The organism is Ahrensia marina (genome assembly GCF_001293565.1).
GTDB classification, from domain to species: Bacteria; Pseudomonadota; Alphaproteobacteria; order Rhizobiales; family Rhizobiaceae; genus Ahrensia; species Ahrensia marina.
Window position 1 is genome coordinate 1 of sequence record NZ_JXMU01000030.1, and the last position, 17,085, is coordinate 17,085.

Genomic DNA, 17,085 nt, shown 5'->3' on the forward strand with positions numbered 1-17,085 from the left:
CGCCCCTGCGGCCCGGCCTGCCGCCGGGCTTTCGGAAAAAGCCAAGACACGTAGTCGATCATGTCTTAAAAGAATGTCACGCACTGATGCTTCAGGCTCCCACAGCGCCGCCATAACGCAGCACGCAATAGCCGGAGTTTCAACACCGCAGAAATGTCTGACGGTGAACAACGACGCTTGAATTGCGAACACTCTGTTAGCGCTCACCCCCGTTGCCATAATTCCAACCGGCGCTAATTTATCTTAAGGAGGCTCTTCATGACAGGACAAATTACTCTGGAAGAAACAGCCAGCGGCGGCACTTACACCTACCGCGACGGCGATCATCCGGCAGCGGAAATGACCTTTTCCAAAACCGGTGAAAAGCTGATTATCATTGATCACACCGAAGTACCGCAAGTTTTTCGCGGGCAGGGCGTGGGCGTAAAACTGGTCGAGCGCGCGGTTGAAGATGTGCGCGCGGCAGGCAAGAAAATCATTCCGCTTTGCCCGTTTGCCAATGCGCAGTTCAAGCGCCATCCCGAATGGCATGATGTGCTGTCGGGGCGGTTGAGGGAGAAGTAAATGAGCTGGAATCCGACCATCGAACCGCAATGTCCCGATGTTAAAAGCATGGACTTGATCGAAACGCTGATCGTGCCGCGTGCGCGTGATGTGTCCGGTTTTGAAGTGCGCCGCGCGCTGCCTTCGCCCAAACGCCAAATGGTCGGCCCGTTCATCTTTTTCGACCAGATGGGTCCAGCCGAATTTCTGACCGGTCAGGGCATTGATGTGCGCCCGCACCCGCATATCGGGCTGGCAACAGTGACTTATCTTTATAAAGGCGAGTTCCAGCACCGTGATTCGCTCGGCACCAACCAGATGATTTATCCGGGCGAAGTCAACTGGATGATTGCCGGAAACGGTGTCACCCATTCCGAGCGCACCAGCGAGAAAACCCGTCAAAACCCCAGTTCGCTTTTAGGAATTCAGACATGGGTGGCCCTGCCCGAAGAAGCCGAGGAAACCGGCGCGGCGTTTGAACATCATGGGCGCGAAGCACTGCCTTTCCTTGAAGGCGAAGGCAAGCAGGTCCGGCTGATAATCGGCGATGCTTACGGGCAAAAGGCACCGACCAAAACGTTCACCGAGATGTTTTATGCCGATGCGATATTGGAAGCGGGCAGCACCCTGCCCTTGCCTGACAATCATGAGGATCGCGGCATTTATGTCACCGAAGGGTCGATCGATGTCGCAGGCGATGTTTTCGAGGCAGGGCAAATGATGGTGTTCAAGCCCGGCGACAAGATCAGCGTTGCCGCCGGTCCAGCCGGTGCGCGGCTGATATTGCTTGGCGGGGCAACGCTTGGCGGTCCGCGTCATATCTGGTGGAATTTCGTTGCCTCATCCAAAGAAAAAATCGACGATGCGAAAGCGGCCTGGGCCAATGGTGATTGGCAGCATGGCCGGTTCAAATTGCCGCCCGATGATAATGAGGAGTTTATTCCGCTGCCATAAGTTCCGTCAGAACATGCCATTGTCATGGGCACTGTGTTCGGGAAGTTCCTGAAGCACATCCCAATGTTCAACAATTTTGCCGTTATCATCAAAACGGAAAATGTCGATACCGGCATATTCAAGATTGTCGGGCCAGATCTGGTGGCAGTGCAAAACAACGTGATTTGCCTGCGCTACAGTGCGCTTCACAATGACTTTCTTGCCGGGATAGTCACGCGCCATACGGTTAAAATAATCGATGAAGCCCTGCTTGCCGGATTCAACATGCGGATTATGCTGGATATATTCATCGCCGACATAAGTTTCGATCGCTTTTTCCGGCTCGCAGTCATTAAACATCATCTCATAAAATGCCACTGCATTTTTTGTGTTCAGTTCAGGATTGGTCATAAATATCCACCTTCCACGTCACTGCTTTATAGTTTGAATAACATTGCCGATTTGTGTCAGCTGATCGCTCAACCGGTTGGTTTTGCGCCAGATCAGACCGATTCTCCGGCTTGGAAGCGGATCGTTAAACCGGCTGATGGAAACCTTCGCCGATCTTGTTTCAATAGGGACCGCCATTTCAGGAATCAATGTCACACCGATACCGGCACTGACCATTTGCACCAAAGTTGTCAGCGAACTGCCATCCAGCCCATCGCGCGGCTGCTCCGGTTTTATTGCGCAAAACGAAAGCGCCTGCTCGCGGAAACAATGGCCTTCTTCCAGCAGCAAGAGGCGCATTTTAGCAAGGTTTTCTATGGCCGGAACAGGTTTTTCAGCCTCACCGGCAGGACGCACAAGAACAAAGTTTTCCTCAAAAAGCGGCATTTCAAACAGCGCTTTTTCCGAGGCGGGCAAAGCAACAAGGGCAGCGTCCAGACGCCCGTCATTAATCTCGTCAATCAACTTCCGGGTCTGCGTTTCACGCACATGGATGTCCATGCCGGGAAACTTACTTATCAAACTCTCGATAACTGCCGGTAACATATAGGGTGCGATTGTCGGTATAACGCCAAGGCGCAAGCGCTCCATCACGCCGCCGCGCGCGGCGCGTGCCATATCACCCAGCTCGTCGATCGAGCGCAATATAGACTGGATACGTATGACAAATTCCTCACCAAAACGCGTCAGCCGGATTGTTCTGGGGCCGCGTTCGAAAAGCGCCGCACCAACCGATTCTTCCAGTTCCTTGATCTGCATCGACAGCGCGGGCTGCGAAATCGCACAGGCTTCGGCAGCGCGGCCAAAATGATTATGCTGCGCCAGTGCATCAAAATACTTGAGTTGCTTGATGGTCAGATTTTTCATAAGGTAAACTTATCACTTCCATCAATTAATTCAACTTCGCCTAATGACATATTTCTGTTACGAGACCCCATCACAACAAACAATCATAAGGTGCGCATAAGCGCCCAAGAACACTGAGGAGTTTAACATGAACGATAAAAGCAACGAGCAGGGCAAATGTCCCGTCGCGCATGGTGGCAAGCAAATGCTGGCGACCGGTAATGCTGCCAATATGAGCTGGTGGCCCGATCAGTTGAACTTGAAAATTCTGAACCAGAACTCCAAAGACATCGACCCGATGGGCGATGATTTCAACTATGCTGAAGAGTTCAAGAAGCTCGACCTCAAGGCCGTTAAAAAAGACCTCGCCGACTTGATGACCGACAGTCAGGACTGGTGGCCGGCCGATTACGGTCACTATGGCGGCTTGTTCATTCGCATGGCATGGCACAGCGCCGGTACATACCGCACCTATGACGGGCGCGGCGGCTCATCGACCGGTTCGCAGCGCTTTGCACCGCTTAACTCATGGCCGGACAACGGCAACCTTGATAAGGCTCGCCGCCTGCTTTGGCCGATCAAACAGAAATACGGCAAGCAGATCTCTTGGGCCGATTTGATGATTCTGACAGGCAATGTCGCCATGGAAACCATGGGCTTTAAAACATTCGGCTTTGCCGGTGGCCGCGAGGATGTCTGGGAGCCGGAAGAAGATATTTACTGGGGTCCGGAAACCGAATGGCTGGGTGATGAACGCTATAGCGGCGAACGTGAACTGGCCAACCCGCTCGGCGCCGTTCAGATGGGCCTCATCTATGTGAACCCGGAAGGCCCGAACGGGAACCCCGACCCGCTTAAATCCGCATTTGATATCCGCGATACATTCGGCCGCATGGCGATGAATGATTATGAAACGGTAGCTCTTGTTGCCGGTGGTCATACATTTGGTAAAGGCCACGGCGCAGGCCCTGAAGAAAAAGTGGGCCGCGAACCGGAAGCCGGCGGCATGGCCGCGCAAGGCTTTGGCTGGGCTAACAGCCACGGCACAGGCAAGGGCGGCGACACGACAACTGCCGGTTTTGAAGGTGCATGGACAGCCAACCCGACCAAATGGGACATGGGTTATTTTGATGCGCTTCTCGGCAATGAGTGGGAGCAGGTTAAAAGCCCTGCCGGTCACATCCAGTGGCAGCCGACAGCCGCATCCAACGCGGCGCAGGCTCCTGCCGCGCATGACCCGTCACGCACAGAACCGCTGATGATGACAACGGCTGACATGGCCCTCAAAATGGACCCTGAATATGCCAAGATCTCAAAGCACTTCCATGAGAATCCGGAAGAGTTCGCTGATGCTTATGCCCGCGCATGGTTCAAGCTGACACACCGCGATATGGGTCCGACAAGCCGTTATCTGGGTGAGGAAGTGCCATCGGAAGTATTGCTCTGGCAGGACCCGGTTCCGGCGCATGAAGGCCCAATGATCGGCGACAAGGAAATTGCCGAACTGAAAGAGAAGATCGCGGCCTCCGGCTTGAGCGTTGAACAGCTTGTTTCAACCGCTTGGGCATCGGCGGCGACCTTCCGCGGATCAGACCGCCGCGGCGGTGCCAATGGCGCGCGTATCCGTCTTGAGCCGCACAAAAACTGGGATGTGAACAATCCTGCCGAATTGGCAAAAGTGCTGGATGTTTACGAAGGCATCAAGAAGGATTTCAGCGGCAATGTTTCAATCGCTGATCTCATTGTGCTTGGCGGTTCTGTCGGCATTGAAAAAGCGGCTGGTGGTACAATCGAAGTCCCGTTCACACCGGGTCGTACCGATACAACGCAGGAATTGACCGATATTGATTCTTTCGATGTCATCGAGCCAAAATATGACGGTTTCCGTAACTACAAGAAAACAGACGACCCGCGTTCAACCGAAGCGCTGCTTGTCGACCGGGCGCAATTGCTCACGCTGACGGTGCCGGAAATGACTGTTCTGGTCGGTGGTATGCGTGCGCTCAACGCCAATGCCCACGGATCAAAACACGGTGTGTTCACGGACAATCCCGGCACATTGACCAATGACTTCTTTGTCAATCTGCTCGACATGGCGACCGAATGGAAATCAACGGACGAGAGCGAAGAACTGTTTGAAGGCCGTGACCGCAAAACCGGTGACGTCAAATGGACCGGCACACGCGCCGACCTTGTTTTCGGTTCAAACTCGATCCTGCGTTCAACAGCGGAAGTCTATGCAATGAGCGATGCAAAAGAAAAATTTGTCCGCGATTTTGTTGCCGCATGGACAAAAGTCATGAACCTTGACCGTTTCGATCTGAACTAAAATAAAATGAGGCGGCATCTTATGGTGCCGCCTTATCCAACAATGTCTAGCCCGTGATAAAGTCGAATTTTTTAAGTTCTTCAGGGCTTAGATAATAAAGTTGGGACGGCGGTGTTTCCAAAGCAAAATTCCACACCGCAGGCTGAACACCCATTTCATCAAGATAGCGCGTTATACGCGCGGTGGTTGATTGCGCATCCGACATTGCTTCAGCCGCAGAAAGCGGACTGCCGCCGGCAGCATAAATCTGGTGCAGGCCAAACGCTGCTTTTTCATCAACCTGCCGGTTTGTTCCCGAAGCAAAAATCAACGGACAGGCAGAAGCACACAATGCGCCTTCATTGATTGTTGTATCGTAGCCTTTTTCACGAATGAGGGCACCCATTGTCAGAGCGCTTTGCAAAAAGCCGCCCGGACTATCCAGCGATACACTTTTGACATATTCGCCAATCTTGTCGATTTCAGCAGCGAATAAGTCAGCTGTTTCCGGCTCGATTGTACCGGTTAGCTGCAACACGCCTTGGCTGCCAAGTTTCACGCTCATGGATGCGCGATGCGTGTCGGCTGGCGTTGTCACAAAGTCAGGCTGTGCGGTTTGCGGCGATTGCGGTGTGCCGTCATCGGGCGGCGCTGCCGGTAAAACAGGCACAGGCCGTGCGCCATCAGGCACTTCATAAGATGCGGCGCGTTGTAACTCCTGATAGTCGATATAAAGCGTGCCGATAACACCGCCAAGCATACCGAAAAACACCGCTTTGATCAGCTTGGTATCATCATAACGTGCCCAAAGACGGCGCCAGATTGATTGCGTCGCTGCGGTCATTTTTTAACAATGCTCGAAATGGGTGTGACCGAATGATTTGAGGCTGTTTCATCGCGCTCAATATCTTGATCAACAGGCGCGTCTTTGTCAGGCATTTCGTCAATTCGGGCCGTGTCATCACCATGGCTCATCTCGCGGTACACGGCCAATGCCCGCATCATATCGGCCGCAGACATGGTTTCCGCATCGGCTTGAATCGCCCCTTCGCGCATGGAAACACTTTGCGCAATGGCAAGCATGAAGACCAGCATGGCAGGCAAGAGATCAATGGAAATTGCCCCTGCCCAACTTGGTGCAAAATCACTGGCATAGCGAATGACCGCTTCTGCGCTCGACAGCGGTTGAAACCGGCGGCTTTCCACGCGCGGCTCTGCGATAATTTGATCGGCGGCCTGGGCCAGAGCTTGTGATTGCGCTTCAACGGCCGCTTCAATTGTCGCCATAACGCGGCTCTGGCGCGCAGCAAGATCGGCATCCAAACCATCGGCAACTGGCGCAATAAAGCCAACCGACAGATCTTCAGCTGCACGTTTCACAGAAGGCGCAATGGAGGTTTCCTGCAAAGCGGCGATGACGCCGGACAGCGTAACCGCTTCTTCGGCATAACGATCAGCGCGTGGCTGAACCGGTCCGGGGGCAGAAACCAGTGAACGCATGGCCGACAAATGCTCACGGCCCTTTTCAAACAGTTCTTCGGTTTGTGTGCGTGAATTGCGGATCGCGCCGCCAAGTTCATCAAGCTGGGCGCCCATTTGGCCCAGAAGCTGAACGACAGAGCCGGAGCCTGATGTTCCGGTTAAAGCGCCATTGCGGCGCTCGTCTTCAGCAAGGCGGCTAAAGCGCTCGGAGGCGCGTTGCACATCCGGCAAAAGGCTTTCCGCCGACAGCGCACGGCCATGGGCCGCATCAAGATCACCGGCATATTCTTCAAGAGTGACCGCCAGATGCTGTTCTAGCGCGGCAGAACCGGCAAGCGCCGCCGCATTAAGCCATGATGACATGGCGATAATCATGCCGCCGCCGACAACCATAACGCCCATCAGCGCCAGCCTGCCGGAACGCTCGATAATCAGCGGGAAAAACCGCATGAGATAAGCCCAGAAAACATAAATACCGACAGATACGGCACTGGCATAAATAATCGCGGCGAAAAATATCTGTGTGGCCGAACCGTCCAGCAGGCTGCGCACACCAAGATAGGTGTAAACGCCGCTGGCCAGCGCAAGAACCGCAAGCGCAAAATGCGTCATTGCCCCGACATTTGTCATTTGGCTGCGAATTTCGCCCGCTCTTGCCCCGTGTCTCATTTATCCACCCCGATAATATCAATGCTATCTTATGGCTTTTGAATGCGACAAGGATTGGGCGAAGGCGAATATTTATCAAGCATAAACTTAGGGTCTGAACCCCAAGCAGGGAACCGGAACAGCCAATGCGCGTTTAGAGCTATCAAAGGGGCAATAGTGTGAAAAACAAAAGCTGGATTAAAACTTTCGCCCGTAGCGGCTATGCATCGCGCGGTGTCATATACACCATAATCGGGTTTTTTACGTTTCTGGCGGCATTTGACCCCGGCGAAAAGAAAGACACGCGCAGCGCGCTGACCGAGATTTTACAGCAGCCCTTCGGCTATATTTTACTGGGCATACTGATTGTCGGGCTTATCAGCTATTCCCTATGGAGATTGTTTCAATCCATTGCGGATGCCGATCATCATGGCTTAACCGCAAAAGGTATTGCGATAAGACTGGCGCTTCTCGTGAGCGCGGCAACCTATGCCTCACTGGCATATTACTCCTTAGCGCGCCTGGACCTGGTACCCAGCCGGTCAGGTGACGCTGAAGAAACCTATATTGAACAGGCAAGAGGGCTGATTGGCGAACGCTATGTCGCGCTTATTCTCGCTTCTGTTTTCGTCATTATCGCTGGCGCACACATATATAAAGCTCTCACACGCAGATATGCCGATCATCTGAAAGCCAGCGACAAGGCAATGGTCTGGATACACCCGATCGCTATATCCGGCTTGATTGCGCGGGGCATAATATTTCTTGTTATCGGCATATTGCTGTTCTTCCAATTTAGCCGCGCAACAAATGACAATCAGGATGACATTCCCAGCCTAAAGGATGTCTTGTCCTATATTGAACAAATGCCTTACTCCTCCGTTTTGCTGGCTGCATTGGGCATAGGAATAATACTTTTTGCAGGCTATTCATTTGCCGAAGCAAAGTGGCGCCGTATCAATCTCACCAAGGTTTAAGCTGTCAACTTCTTTGAATTGACGGCAGGCGGGCATACAATTATAAGGTCTTCCAATCGCGCGGGAGAGATCGGCCAAAAGAGCCGGCGCCGAAGGAGCAACCGCCCCGGAAACTCTCAGGCAAACGGACCGCGCGATCGATATAACATCTGGAGAGAGCTGGCAATGTGGCCGGCCACCGAAGGAGAAAGTCCGTACCGGCCGCCGGTACTCGCTGACAAACCAAAAATGGTGTCGGCGGTGGGCAAACCTCTCAGGTTCCCTGACAGATGGGGCATCATGTGCAGTGCACTGCCTAGCCTTTGTCAGGAGATATTTATGACTCATATTGCAATTATCGGCGCTGGAATTACCGGCACAACCACCGCATGGGCGTTGCTCAAACGCGGCTATGACGTGACCATTTTTGACCGTAACCGCTATGCCGGCATGGAAACCAGCTTTGCCAATGGCGGACAATTATCAGCGTCCAATGCGGAGGTGTGGAACCATACATCCAGCGTTTTGAAAGGCATGAAATGGCTTTTGCGAAACGATGCGCCGCTTAAATTCAATCTCGCACCAAGCTGGCATAAATATTCATGGATGGCTGAGTTTCTGGCCAATATTCCTCACTATGAAAACAACACAATCGCGACGGTAAAGTTGGCGATTTCAGCACGCGAACATATGTTTGAGACCGCGCGTGATGCCGGTGTTGATTTTGACTTGGAAAAGCGCGGTATCCTGCATATTTACGAAAACAAGAAGTCGTTTGATCACGCAACAAAGGTCAATGCGCTGCTGGCCAAAGGCGGGCTTGAACGCCTTGCGGTTTCCCCGCAAGAGGTCAAGCAAATCGAGCCAACGCTTAACGGTGAATTTTACGGCGGCTATTACACAAGTTCTGATTCAAGCGGCGATATTCATAAGTTTTGTGCGGGCCTCGAAGCCGCCTGCGTCAAACGCGGCGCAACCTTTTTAAACGGCGCGGATGTAAAAAATATCGATCATAAGAATGATGAAGTCATCATTTCCTACGGGCGCAATGGCCAATCCGAACAGGCTAAATTTGATGCTGTTGTCGTATCGGCAGGAGTGGGAAGCCGCAGTTTTGCCGCCCAGCTGGGTGACCGCGTCAATGTTTATCCGGTCAAAGGCTATTCCATTACCGTCGCACTGCCCGACGAAAAAAGTCAGGCGGCAACGCCGTGGACTTCAATCCTTGATGATGAAGCAAAACTTGTCACAAGCCGTCTGGGTAAAGACCGATTTCGCATTGCAGGAACCGCCGAGTTTTCCGGCTATAACCGCGATATCCGTGATGACCGTATTCGCCCGCTTGTTAAATGGTGTGAAAAACTGTTTCCGGAAATTTCAACCAAGCAGGTTATCCCCTGGGCCGGCCTGCGCCCGATGATGCCCAATATGATGCCGCGCGTTGGTGCCGGTAAAAAATCCGGCATCTACTACAATACAGGTCACGGTCATCTTGGCTGGACTCTGTCATCTGCGACCGCCGAAATGATCGCGGAAAAGATTGAAGCGGACCGCCGAAGCAATGCGCCGAAAATCAATCATTTTGCGGCCAAGCCGCAATCGGTGACACATTAAGCGCTTCACTTTATGCCTCCTCACCGTAAAGTGAATTTTCAGTGAGCCCGCAGCTATTTAAGCTCATTGAAAATGAAACGATTAAGGCGGCAATAATGAAATTCGCTCACTGGACATATCTTACGCTCTCAGGCTTCATGCTCAGCATTTTTCTGGGAGCGGCAGCTTCGGCACAGGATGCGCCGAAGCTGACCGGTGTTGTCGAACTTTTCACAAGTCAGGGCTGCTCATCCTGCCCTCCGGCGGATGCCGCGCTGGAAGAATTTATCAAGCGCGATGATGTTCTGGCGCTCGCATTCCATGTTGATTATTGGGATTATATCGGCTGGAAAGACACGCTTGCATCTCCTGAAAATACCGCCCGTCAATATGAATACCGTAAGACGTTCAACACACGCAGCGTCTATACCCCACAAGCCGTCATCAATGGCCGCGCGCACGAAGTCGGCTCGCGCGGAAGCACTATCCGCGAAAAACTGGCAGAGGATATAGCGCAGGGGCATGGCCTTACGATACCGGTTTCAATCAGTGAAAACGGCACGCGTATAAGCGTTAAAGTGGATGATGGACCTATGCCGGATGCGGCAGGTGTAAAATTGATGATTGTCTACTTTAATACAGAAACGCCGGTTCAGATCGAGCGCGGCGAAAATGCAGGCAAAAAGATCTATTACCGAAATTCGGTGATAGACACGGAAGTCCTTGGCATGTGGGATGGTATGTCGATGAGTGTCGACATTCCGGCAACCGAAATCGAGGCCCATAAGGCCGATGGCTTTGCGGTGTTGCTGCAATCGATTACGCAAAACAAATCACCGGGCGCAATATTGGGCGCTGCCAAACTGATTAAAAAGAAATCTTAAGAATTGAAACGCATTCAAGCTGCCATGTGGACCGGTTCAACGTTGTTGGAAGGGGCTGGGGGCTAGAGAATCCCAACAATCGCAGAACCGGTCTTGGCATCCGCTCATATCAAACGGTGCTAGGGTAACTAACACGCCCGATCGGGCTTGAATGGACCGCGCTAGTAATTGGAGGATTGATTTTAAGTGCGGCGCGCTCGCGGCAGAAATGCGGCGAGACTGTGGCACGCGATCACGCTTCGTCTGCATCTGTACAACTCTGTGAGTGATCCGTTAGCAAAGAATTAACCGTTTATAATCTCAGCACCCGATATATGTCTGCGCTTGCAAAGTTTGCAAATTCCGGCGACGATCATGCCAACGGATGGAGAAGATCATTAGCAAACACAGCAATTCAAGCGCCGGCTTCAATAATGTAGTGTCCATTTCTGAGGCCCGTAAAAAGTCCCAAAAGCCTGACGTGAGGTTTGACCGGCGGGAACTCGATCAAATTCTGCAGGTTTATTCCTTTATGGTGGCAGGCGGCGACTGGCGTGATTACGCGATTGACCATATGAGCGACAAAGCTGTTTTCTCGGTCTTCCGCCGCGCCTCTGAAATGCCGCTCTTTCGAATCGAAAAAGATCCCAAACGCGCACAAAAACAGGGCGCCTACAGCGTTATTACAGCCGCCGGTCAGGTGATCAAGCGCGGCCATGATCTAAAACAAGTGCTCAAAGTTTTCGACAAGGCGATCAGGCTTGTTCAGTCAGACGAACACTTCAGAAGCTAGCTTTTTTGCCGGTAAAGCGTCGCTGGATATTGATCCATATCGGGATCAGTATCGCCGCCCTCACCAAGCGCCAGCTGCATGAAAACCGAATCAAGCCATTTTCCATGCTTGAAGCCTGTCGCGGGCATTATACCGATATGATCAAACCCGAGCCTTTCGTGCAGCCGAATCGATGCGCGATGCTCTACCCCGCCGCCAATAACACTGACCATCTGGCGGAAACCAAGCCGTGTGCATTGGTTGATCAGTTCGACCATTAACTTGCCGCCGACACCCTGACCTTGTGCTTTTTCGTCGATATAAACCGAATTCTCCACGCACCAGCGAAACGCCGGTCTGCCCCGAAAAGTACCGGCATAGGCATAGCCCAGAAGCGTATTATTTTCGTCCACACCAACAATGTATGGAAAGCCTGAATCTTTTAGTGCAGTCATACGCGCCAGCATCTCGGTTTCATCCGGCGGATCAAGCTCGAAACTGGCTGTGCCATGTAAAACAGCTTCGCGGTAAATCGCCGTGATCGCGGCAATATCATCTTCAGCAACGTCGCGGATAATGAGTTCAGACATGGTACACTCCAATTGATATCTGCCTGATACTCAAGAATGTTTCTGCGCGAAACAAAAAAGGCGGCTCGAGGGCCGCCTTTTCACTGGCAATGCAGTAACTTTTATTCCTGGTTCATAAATCCAAGCAGGTTCAAAATATGAATGAACATGCTGATAAAGCTACCATAGAGCAAAAACGCACCGAAAATAGCTTTACGGTTTGCAACGGACGCACTGTCTGATTCCAGATACATCTGTTTGATTTCCTGTGTTTCCCAAGCTGTGATAGCCGAGATAAGCAGAACATAAACCGCAGAAATACCAACGCTTACAAGTGAGCTTTCAAAGAAGAAAACGTTAGCAAGCGCGACAACGATCAGGCCGATCATCGCCATAACAGCAAACTGGCCGATGCCGGACAGGTTCTTCTTTGTTGTGTACCCCAAAAGGCTCATTGAGCCGAATAGAACAGATGTGATGGCAAATGCCTGCACAACAATGCCAGGGGCAATGTTGAGATAAGCAACGACCATCGGCGCGATTGCCAAGCCCCAAAGAGCCGCATAGCCCCAATAGGCCGCATGTGCCACGCCTTCACTTTTCGCGCTGTAAATAAGCTTCGGACCAAACCAGCTGGCCGCGAGCAACGCGATGAAAAACACAATACCCATGCTTGAGATTGTTGAAAGCAGGGCCGGGCTGTTAGCCAGTACCAGCGTAATGCCGGCTGTTAGCGCAATGCCCAGCGCCATATAATTGTAGACGCGGATCATATAGGCCCGCAGGCCCTCATCGATAACCGCGTCACTGCGAACGCCGCTCTGAGCGGCTTTTTGATAATTTTGATATTCAGCCATAGTGACCTCTAAATCTAGCAAAGCGTCCCGTCGGGTGTCCGGTCTCAAAGCTATTTTTGAAACCGCGGCGCCGCTGGCGGGACTCCAGCATGCCTGTACACAATATGATGAGAATATTTGGTCAAAACAAGACCATAGGACTCAAGAATCGCACTAAATGACGCAGAATTTACGTTTTTGAGGCGATCACAATCATATCGTTAATAAACCCGCCCTGTTTGTTAACCAACCAAGACGCCATTACAAATTCCGCAGCACCGGTGCAGCTTTTTGTCCAAGCACACGCCATGTGCCCGCAAGCCCGAATCCAACAGTACACACAAGCGCGATTACAATCGTTGCCGCAGCAATATTAGGCTCGAAAGTCCACGGCAATGTCATGATCCGGCTGACAATAAACCACGCCGCAAACCCGCCTGCGCCAAGCGCAAACAAAGCCGTGGCAGCGCCAAGAAGCGCATATTCGGTGACAAAAGCGGCAATCAGCGTTTTGCGCGTTGCGCCCAGCGTTTTAAGGACAACCGCGTCGTGAACCCGCGCACGGTTACCGGCAGCCAGCGCGCCCGCCAGCACCAGAACAGAAGCGATAAGCGCCACCGATGCGGCAGCACGTATCGCTGTTGCCAATTGGCCGACCACGCGGTTGACGACATCGATCGCATCTTTGACGCGAACCGTTGTCACAGCGGGAAACGATTGCGTTACCGATGTTAAAATTGCTTTTTCAGTCGCGTTGTCAGCATCCGGCATTGTCAGTGTTGCAAGCCATGAATGGGGTGCGCCTGCAAATGTGTTGGGCGAGAAAACCATCACAAAATTGATCGCAAGGCTTTCCCATTCAACCTGCCGTAGATTGGCAATTTTTGCTGTTATATTGCGCCCCAAAACATTGACCGTGACCGTATCGCCAATGGTCAGACCAAGTTCGCCCGCTTCCTCGGCCGCAAAGGAGACAAGCGGTTCGCCGGAATAATCTGCGTCCCACCAGCTTCCCGCTGAAAGTGTTGAATTTTCCGGCAGGTTCTTCGCATAAGTGATCCCGCGATCACCGCGGAGTACCCAACGCGCCTCAGGCGGCACTTCGATGGTGGAAACATCCTGTTCGTTTAATGCAATAACACGGCCTCGCAACATAGGCACACGCACGAGCTTGCCGTTATCCTGAACATCGCTTTCAACCAGTGACGCGAAATCCTCAACCACATTGGATTGAATATCGACAAAAAAGAAATTCGGGGCACGTTCGGTGATGTTACCGGCAATTTGACTGCGTAAATTGCTGTCGATAAGCGCCAGTGCGACGAGTAATGTCAGTCCCAGACCAAGCGCCAGAACCACCGATGGCGTTAAAGCGCCCGGCCGGTGAATATTGCCGACAGCAAGCCTGAGCGGTGTACCTTTCACCGTGCCGACACGGCGCGCAATCGCCATAAGCATTAGCGAGACAAAGCGCAGAACCACAAATGCAAACAAAACACCGGCAAGAAAATAAATCGCAATCCGGCGGTCAACGGAAAAATAGATCGCCAGTCCTGCCAGCAGCAACGCTGCGATCAACGCGCCTGCCCAATAGACAAAGCGCGGCAGATCGGTGACGGCCAGATTTTGATCGCGGAAAAGGCTGGAAGCGGCAATATCGCGTGCGCGGCCGAGCGGTAGAAGCGCAAACACAAAAATTGTGAGCATGGAGAACAAAACCGCAAGCCCCAGCGCACCGGGATATAAAATGCCCGTCGTCGGTAAAGGAATAACACCTGCCAGCGCGGCCTTGGCTGCAATTGGCGCAATCATCGCCAATATTAATCCAAAACCGATGCCAATGGCGCCGACAATCAATATCTGGAACAGGTAAATCAGCGATACCAAATCGCCCGGCGCACCCAGACATTTAAACGTTGCGATGACATTGCGTTTGGAATCCAGAAATGCGCGCACCGCATTGGCAACGCCCACACCGCCTGTCACCAGAGCTGTCAGGCCGACAAGTGTGAGAAATTGCGCGAAACGTTCAACATTGGAAGAAAGCGCCGGCGCTGCATTGCCGCGAGAGCGCGTTGACCAGCCTGCGTCCGGATGGGCTAAATTTGCGCTGTCGATAGCCGCTTTCACATCAGCATTTTGAGTGCCATTCGGCATACGGATTTTATACACCCGTTCGACAAGCGAGCCGGGCTGAATAAGGCCGGAGGCTTCAAGCCCTTGCGTGCTCATAACAAGGCGCGGCGCAAAACCGATACCGTCAGACAACGCATCGGGTTCTTCAACAATCGTGCCGCGTATCTGATAGGTCTCATTGCCGACCAGCACATTATCGCCAACCGCAAGGTTCAAACGGTCCAGAAATAATGGCTGGACAAACGCGCCAAATGCTCCGTCGCGCTTGGCAAGCGCATCAAAATCATAAGCAGGCTCGGTCTTAAACGCGCCATAGAGCGGATAGGCATCATCAACGGCCTTAACTTCAACCAGCGACTGATCGGACTGGTCGGCAAGACGCGCCATAGAGCGGCTGCTTGCGCTGACCGCGACATCGCCAAGGCTTTCAAGCGTGGCAAATTCCTCAGGCGTTGCATCGCGTTGGTTAAGCTCGAAGCGTATATCGCCGCCCAGTATCGTGCTACCTTCCGCTTCAATACCTTGTGTAACCGCCTGACTGATAGCGTTTACACCGCCAATTGCCGCTGTACCCAGCGCAATACAGGCAAGAAAGACATAAAATCCTGAAAGTCCGCCGCGGATTTCACGGCACGCAAAGCGCCATGCCAGCGCAATCATATTTGCATTGCCCATGGGTTACGCTGCCGTTTTTGATTTTGATTTGGTGTCCGCCTGAACCGTTCCGGAATTAACGCGGACCTTGCGGTCACAGGATTCAGCAAGCGCCGCATCATGGGTCACCAGCACAAAGGTCATGCCGCGTTCTTTCTGTTTTTTGAAAATAAGCTCCGAAATCTGCTTGCCGGTTTCAGAATCAAGGTTGCCGGTCGGCTCGTCCGCAATCAGAATCTTCGGATTAGGTGCCAATGCCCGTGCCACAGCAACACGTTGCTGTTCACCGCCGGATAGCTGCCCCGGATAATGTGTCAGCCGGTGACCAAGGCCCACGGCCTCAAGCTCTTTGCGGGCAATGTCAAACGCATCGGCTACCCCTGCAAGCTCGAGCGGCACCGCGACATTTTCAAGCGCGGTCATATTCGCGATCAAATGGAATGACTGGAAAACAAACCCGATATTCTTACCACGAAACTGGGCAACCGCATCCTCGCTCATATCGCTGATCTTTGCGCCGGCCACATCAACAGAGCCGCTATCGGCATGTTCCAGCCCTGCCAGCACCATCAATAATGTGGTTTTGCCCGACCCTGAAGGCCCGATAATACCGATGGCTTCGCCTGCATTGATTGTCAGATCCACATCCTTGAGCACATGGACAGCACTTGCACCCTCACCCAACTTCAAATTGACATTTTTTAAGTCGATCACGGGTTCAGACACGATAATTGCTTCCTATATAGTGGCTAAGACTGTTGCTTGGCGTAACGTTAAATGGGGTTTTTGTACCAATGTTCAAATCATTGTCGCGTAGTTTTTCGCTTTATGGACTAATTGTAATGTTTGCGGTTTCCTCTGTGAACGCCCAAACTTTGCAAGGTGTTGGCTTCGGCGACAGTCTTATGGCCGGTTACCAGCTTGAAAACGGAAACGGATTTCCGGACCAGCTACAGGCAGCATTAAAAGAAAAAGGGTATGACGTTGCCATCGCCAATGCCGGTGTTTCAGGCGATACAACTTCAGGCGGTCTGTCCCGCCTTGAGTGGTCTGTGCCCGACACAACAGATTTCGTTATTCTGGAACTCGGCGGCAATGACGCCCTGCGCGGCATCAAGCCCGAAATTACACGCCAGAACCTTGATGAGATGATTACGGCCCTGAAAACGCGCGACATTGACGTTTTATTGGCGGGCATGGTTGCCCCGCCTAATATGGGCGACGCCTATGGAGAGGCTTTCAATAAAATCTACGCCGATCTGTCAGAAAAGCATGATGTGCCGCTTTATCCGTTCTTTCTTGAGGGAGCGATTACGAATCCCGAACTGATGCAGGATGACGGTATTCACCCGACAAAAGAGGGTGTGGAAGTCATGGTTGAGAATTTTCTACCCTTTCTCGAAACTTACCTGACCGCGCAAAAGACAGAGTAGAATTCACACACTGTCTTGCATCTGTCACAAAATCATGATCGGCTCGGCGAAAGGGGAAGTGAT

Annotated in this window: 17 protein-coding genes and 1 riboswitch; of the genes, 8 read left to right on the plus strand and 9 right to left on the minus strand. The window is 52.4% G+C overall.

The window, feature by feature from the left end; translation table 11 throughout:
- Nucleotides 1-207: hypothetical protein (locus SU32_RS17455; RefSeq protein ID WP_211097793.1), on the minus strand; the 207-nt coding region annotated here is incomplete at its 3' end.
- 51 nt (nt 208-258) lie between these two features.
- Here SU32_RS17455 and SU32_RS15635 point away from each other — a divergent pair.
- A complete protein-coding gene (locus SU32_RS15635) occupies nt 259-564 on the plus strand; it encodes a GNAT family N-acetyltransferase (RefSeq protein ID WP_054000317.1) in 306 nt (101 codons plus the stop codon).
- Nucleotides 565-1,497 (plus strand): pirin family protein, encoded by a 933-nt coding sequence (locus SU32_RS15640; protein WP_054000318.1) that lies wholly within the window; start codon nt 565-567, stop codon nt 1,495-1,497.
- Nucleotides 1,498-1,503: 6 nt separating this feature from the next.
- Here the strand turns inward: SU32_RS15640 and SU32_RS15645 are convergent, their stop codons facing one another.
- Both SU32_RS15645 and SU32_RS15650 read right to left on the minus strand, forming a co-directional pair.
- A complete protein-coding gene (locus tag SU32_RS15645) occupies nt 1,504-1,887 on the minus strand; it encodes a nuclear transport factor 2 family protein (RefSeq protein WP_054000319.1) in 384 nt (127 codons plus the stop codon).
- An 18-nt stretch (nt 1,888-1,905) separates the two neighbouring features.
- A complete protein-coding gene (locus SU32_RS15650) occupies nt 1,906-2,793 on the minus strand; it encodes a hydrogen peroxide-inducible genes activator (RefSeq protein ID WP_054000320.1) in 888 nt (295 codons plus the stop codon).
- A 127-nt stretch (nt 2,794-2,920) separates the two neighbouring features.
- On the opposite strand from SU32_RS15650, the gene katG reads away from it, so the two are divergent.
- Complete coding sequence (katG, locus tag SU32_RS15655) at nt 2,921-5,101, plus strand: catalase/peroxidase HPI (protein ID WP_054000321.1); 2,181 nt, start codon at nt 2,921-2,923, stop codon at nt 5,099-5,101.
- A gap of 46 nt (nt 5,102-5,147) precedes the next feature.
- Here the strand turns inward: katG and SU32_RS15660 are convergent, their stop codons facing one another.
- Complete coding sequence (locus SU32_RS15660; protein ID WP_054000322.1) at nt 5,148-5,924, minus strand: COG3904 family protein; 777 nt, start codon at nt 5,922-5,924, stop codon at nt 5,148-5,150.
- The gene (locus tag SU32_RS15665) at nt 5,921-7,231 is read right to left on the minus strand and encodes a hypothetical protein (RefSeq protein WP_054000323.1); all 1,311 of its coding nucleotides are present in this window, start codon (nt 7,229-7,231) and stop codon (nt 5,921-5,923) included. Before SU32_RS15665 ends, SU32_RS15660 begins: the two co-directional genes overlap by 4 nt.
- A gap of 158 nt (nt 7,232-7,389) precedes the next feature.
- On the opposite strand from SU32_RS15665, the gene SU32_RS15670 reads away from it, so the two are divergent.
- The 4 genes from SU32_RS15670 to SU32_RS15685 all read left to right on the plus strand — a co-directional run bounded on the left by SU32_RS15670 (nt 7,390) and on the right by SU32_RS15685 (nt 11,415).
- Nucleotides 7,390-8,187, plus strand: coding sequence for a DUF1206 domain-containing protein (locus SU32_RS15670; protein WP_054000324.1), 798 nt, complete (start codon nt 7,390-7,392; stop codon nt 8,185-8,187).
- Between the two features lie 51 nt (nt 8,188-8,238).
- A riboswitch (glycine riboswitch) is annotated at nt 8,239-8,329 on the plus strand.
- Between the two features lie 176 nt (nt 8,330-8,505).
- Nucleotides 8,506-9,780, plus strand: a complete 1,275-nt coding sequence (locus SU32_RS15675) for a D-amino acid dehydrogenase (RefSeq protein WP_054000325.1) — start codon at nt 8,506-8,508, stop codon at nt 9,778-9,780.
- Between the two features lie 95 nt (nt 9,781-9,875).
- Nucleotides 9,876-10,643: a DUF1223 domain-containing protein gene (locus SU32_RS15680; RefSeq protein ID WP_144421175.1), complete on the plus strand. Its 768-nt coding sequence runs from the start codon at nt 9,876-9,878 to the stop codon at nt 10,641-10,643.
- Nucleotides 10,644-11,007: 364 nt separating this feature from the next.
- The gene (locus SU32_RS15685; RefSeq protein WP_054000326.1) at nt 11,008-11,415 is read left to right on the plus strand and encodes a DUF2794 domain-containing protein; all 408 of its coding nucleotides are present in this window, start codon (nt 11,008-11,010) and stop codon (nt 11,413-11,415) included.
- Here the strand turns inward: SU32_RS15685 and SU32_RS15690 are convergent.
- From SU32_RS15690 to SU32_RS15705, 4 genes are all read right to left on the minus strand, one after another.
- Nucleotides 11,412-11,984 carry a GNAT family N-acetyltransferase gene (locus SU32_RS15690; RefSeq protein WP_054000327.1) on the minus strand — a complete coding sequence of 191 codons (573 nt, stop codon included), beginning with the start codon at nt 11,982-11,984 and terminating at the stop codon, nt 11,412-11,414. The genes SU32_RS15685 and SU32_RS15690 overlap by 4 nt on opposite strands.
- A gap of 101 nt (nt 11,985-12,085) precedes the next feature.
- Entirely contained in the window at nt 12,086-12,820 is a 735-nt protein-coding gene (locus SU32_RS15695; RefSeq protein ID WP_054000328.1) for a Bax inhibitor-1/YccA family protein, read from the minus strand.
- Nucleotides 12,821-13,060: 240 nt separating this feature from the next.
- Nucleotides 13,061-15,610 carry an ABC transporter permease gene (locus SU32_RS15700; protein ID WP_054000329.1) on the minus strand — a complete coding sequence of 850 codons (2,550 nt, stop codon included), beginning with the start codon at nt 15,608-15,610 and terminating at the stop codon, nt 13,061-13,063.
- 3 nt (nt 15,611-15,613) lie between these two features.
- Nucleotides 15,614-16,315 carry an ABC transporter ATP-binding protein gene (locus tag SU32_RS15705; RefSeq protein WP_054000330.1) on the minus strand — a complete coding sequence of 234 codons (702 nt, stop codon included), beginning with the start codon at nt 16,313-16,315 and terminating at the stop codon, nt 15,614-15,616.
- A 116-nt stretch (nt 16,316-16,431) separates the two neighbouring features.
- Between SU32_RS15705 and SU32_RS15710 the strand changes: the two genes are divergently transcribed.
- A complete protein-coding gene (locus SU32_RS15710) occupies nt 16,432-17,022 on the plus strand; it encodes an arylesterase (RefSeq protein WP_144421176.1) in 591 nt (196 codons plus the stop codon).
- Nucleotides 17,023-17,085 lie beyond the last annotated feature (63 nt).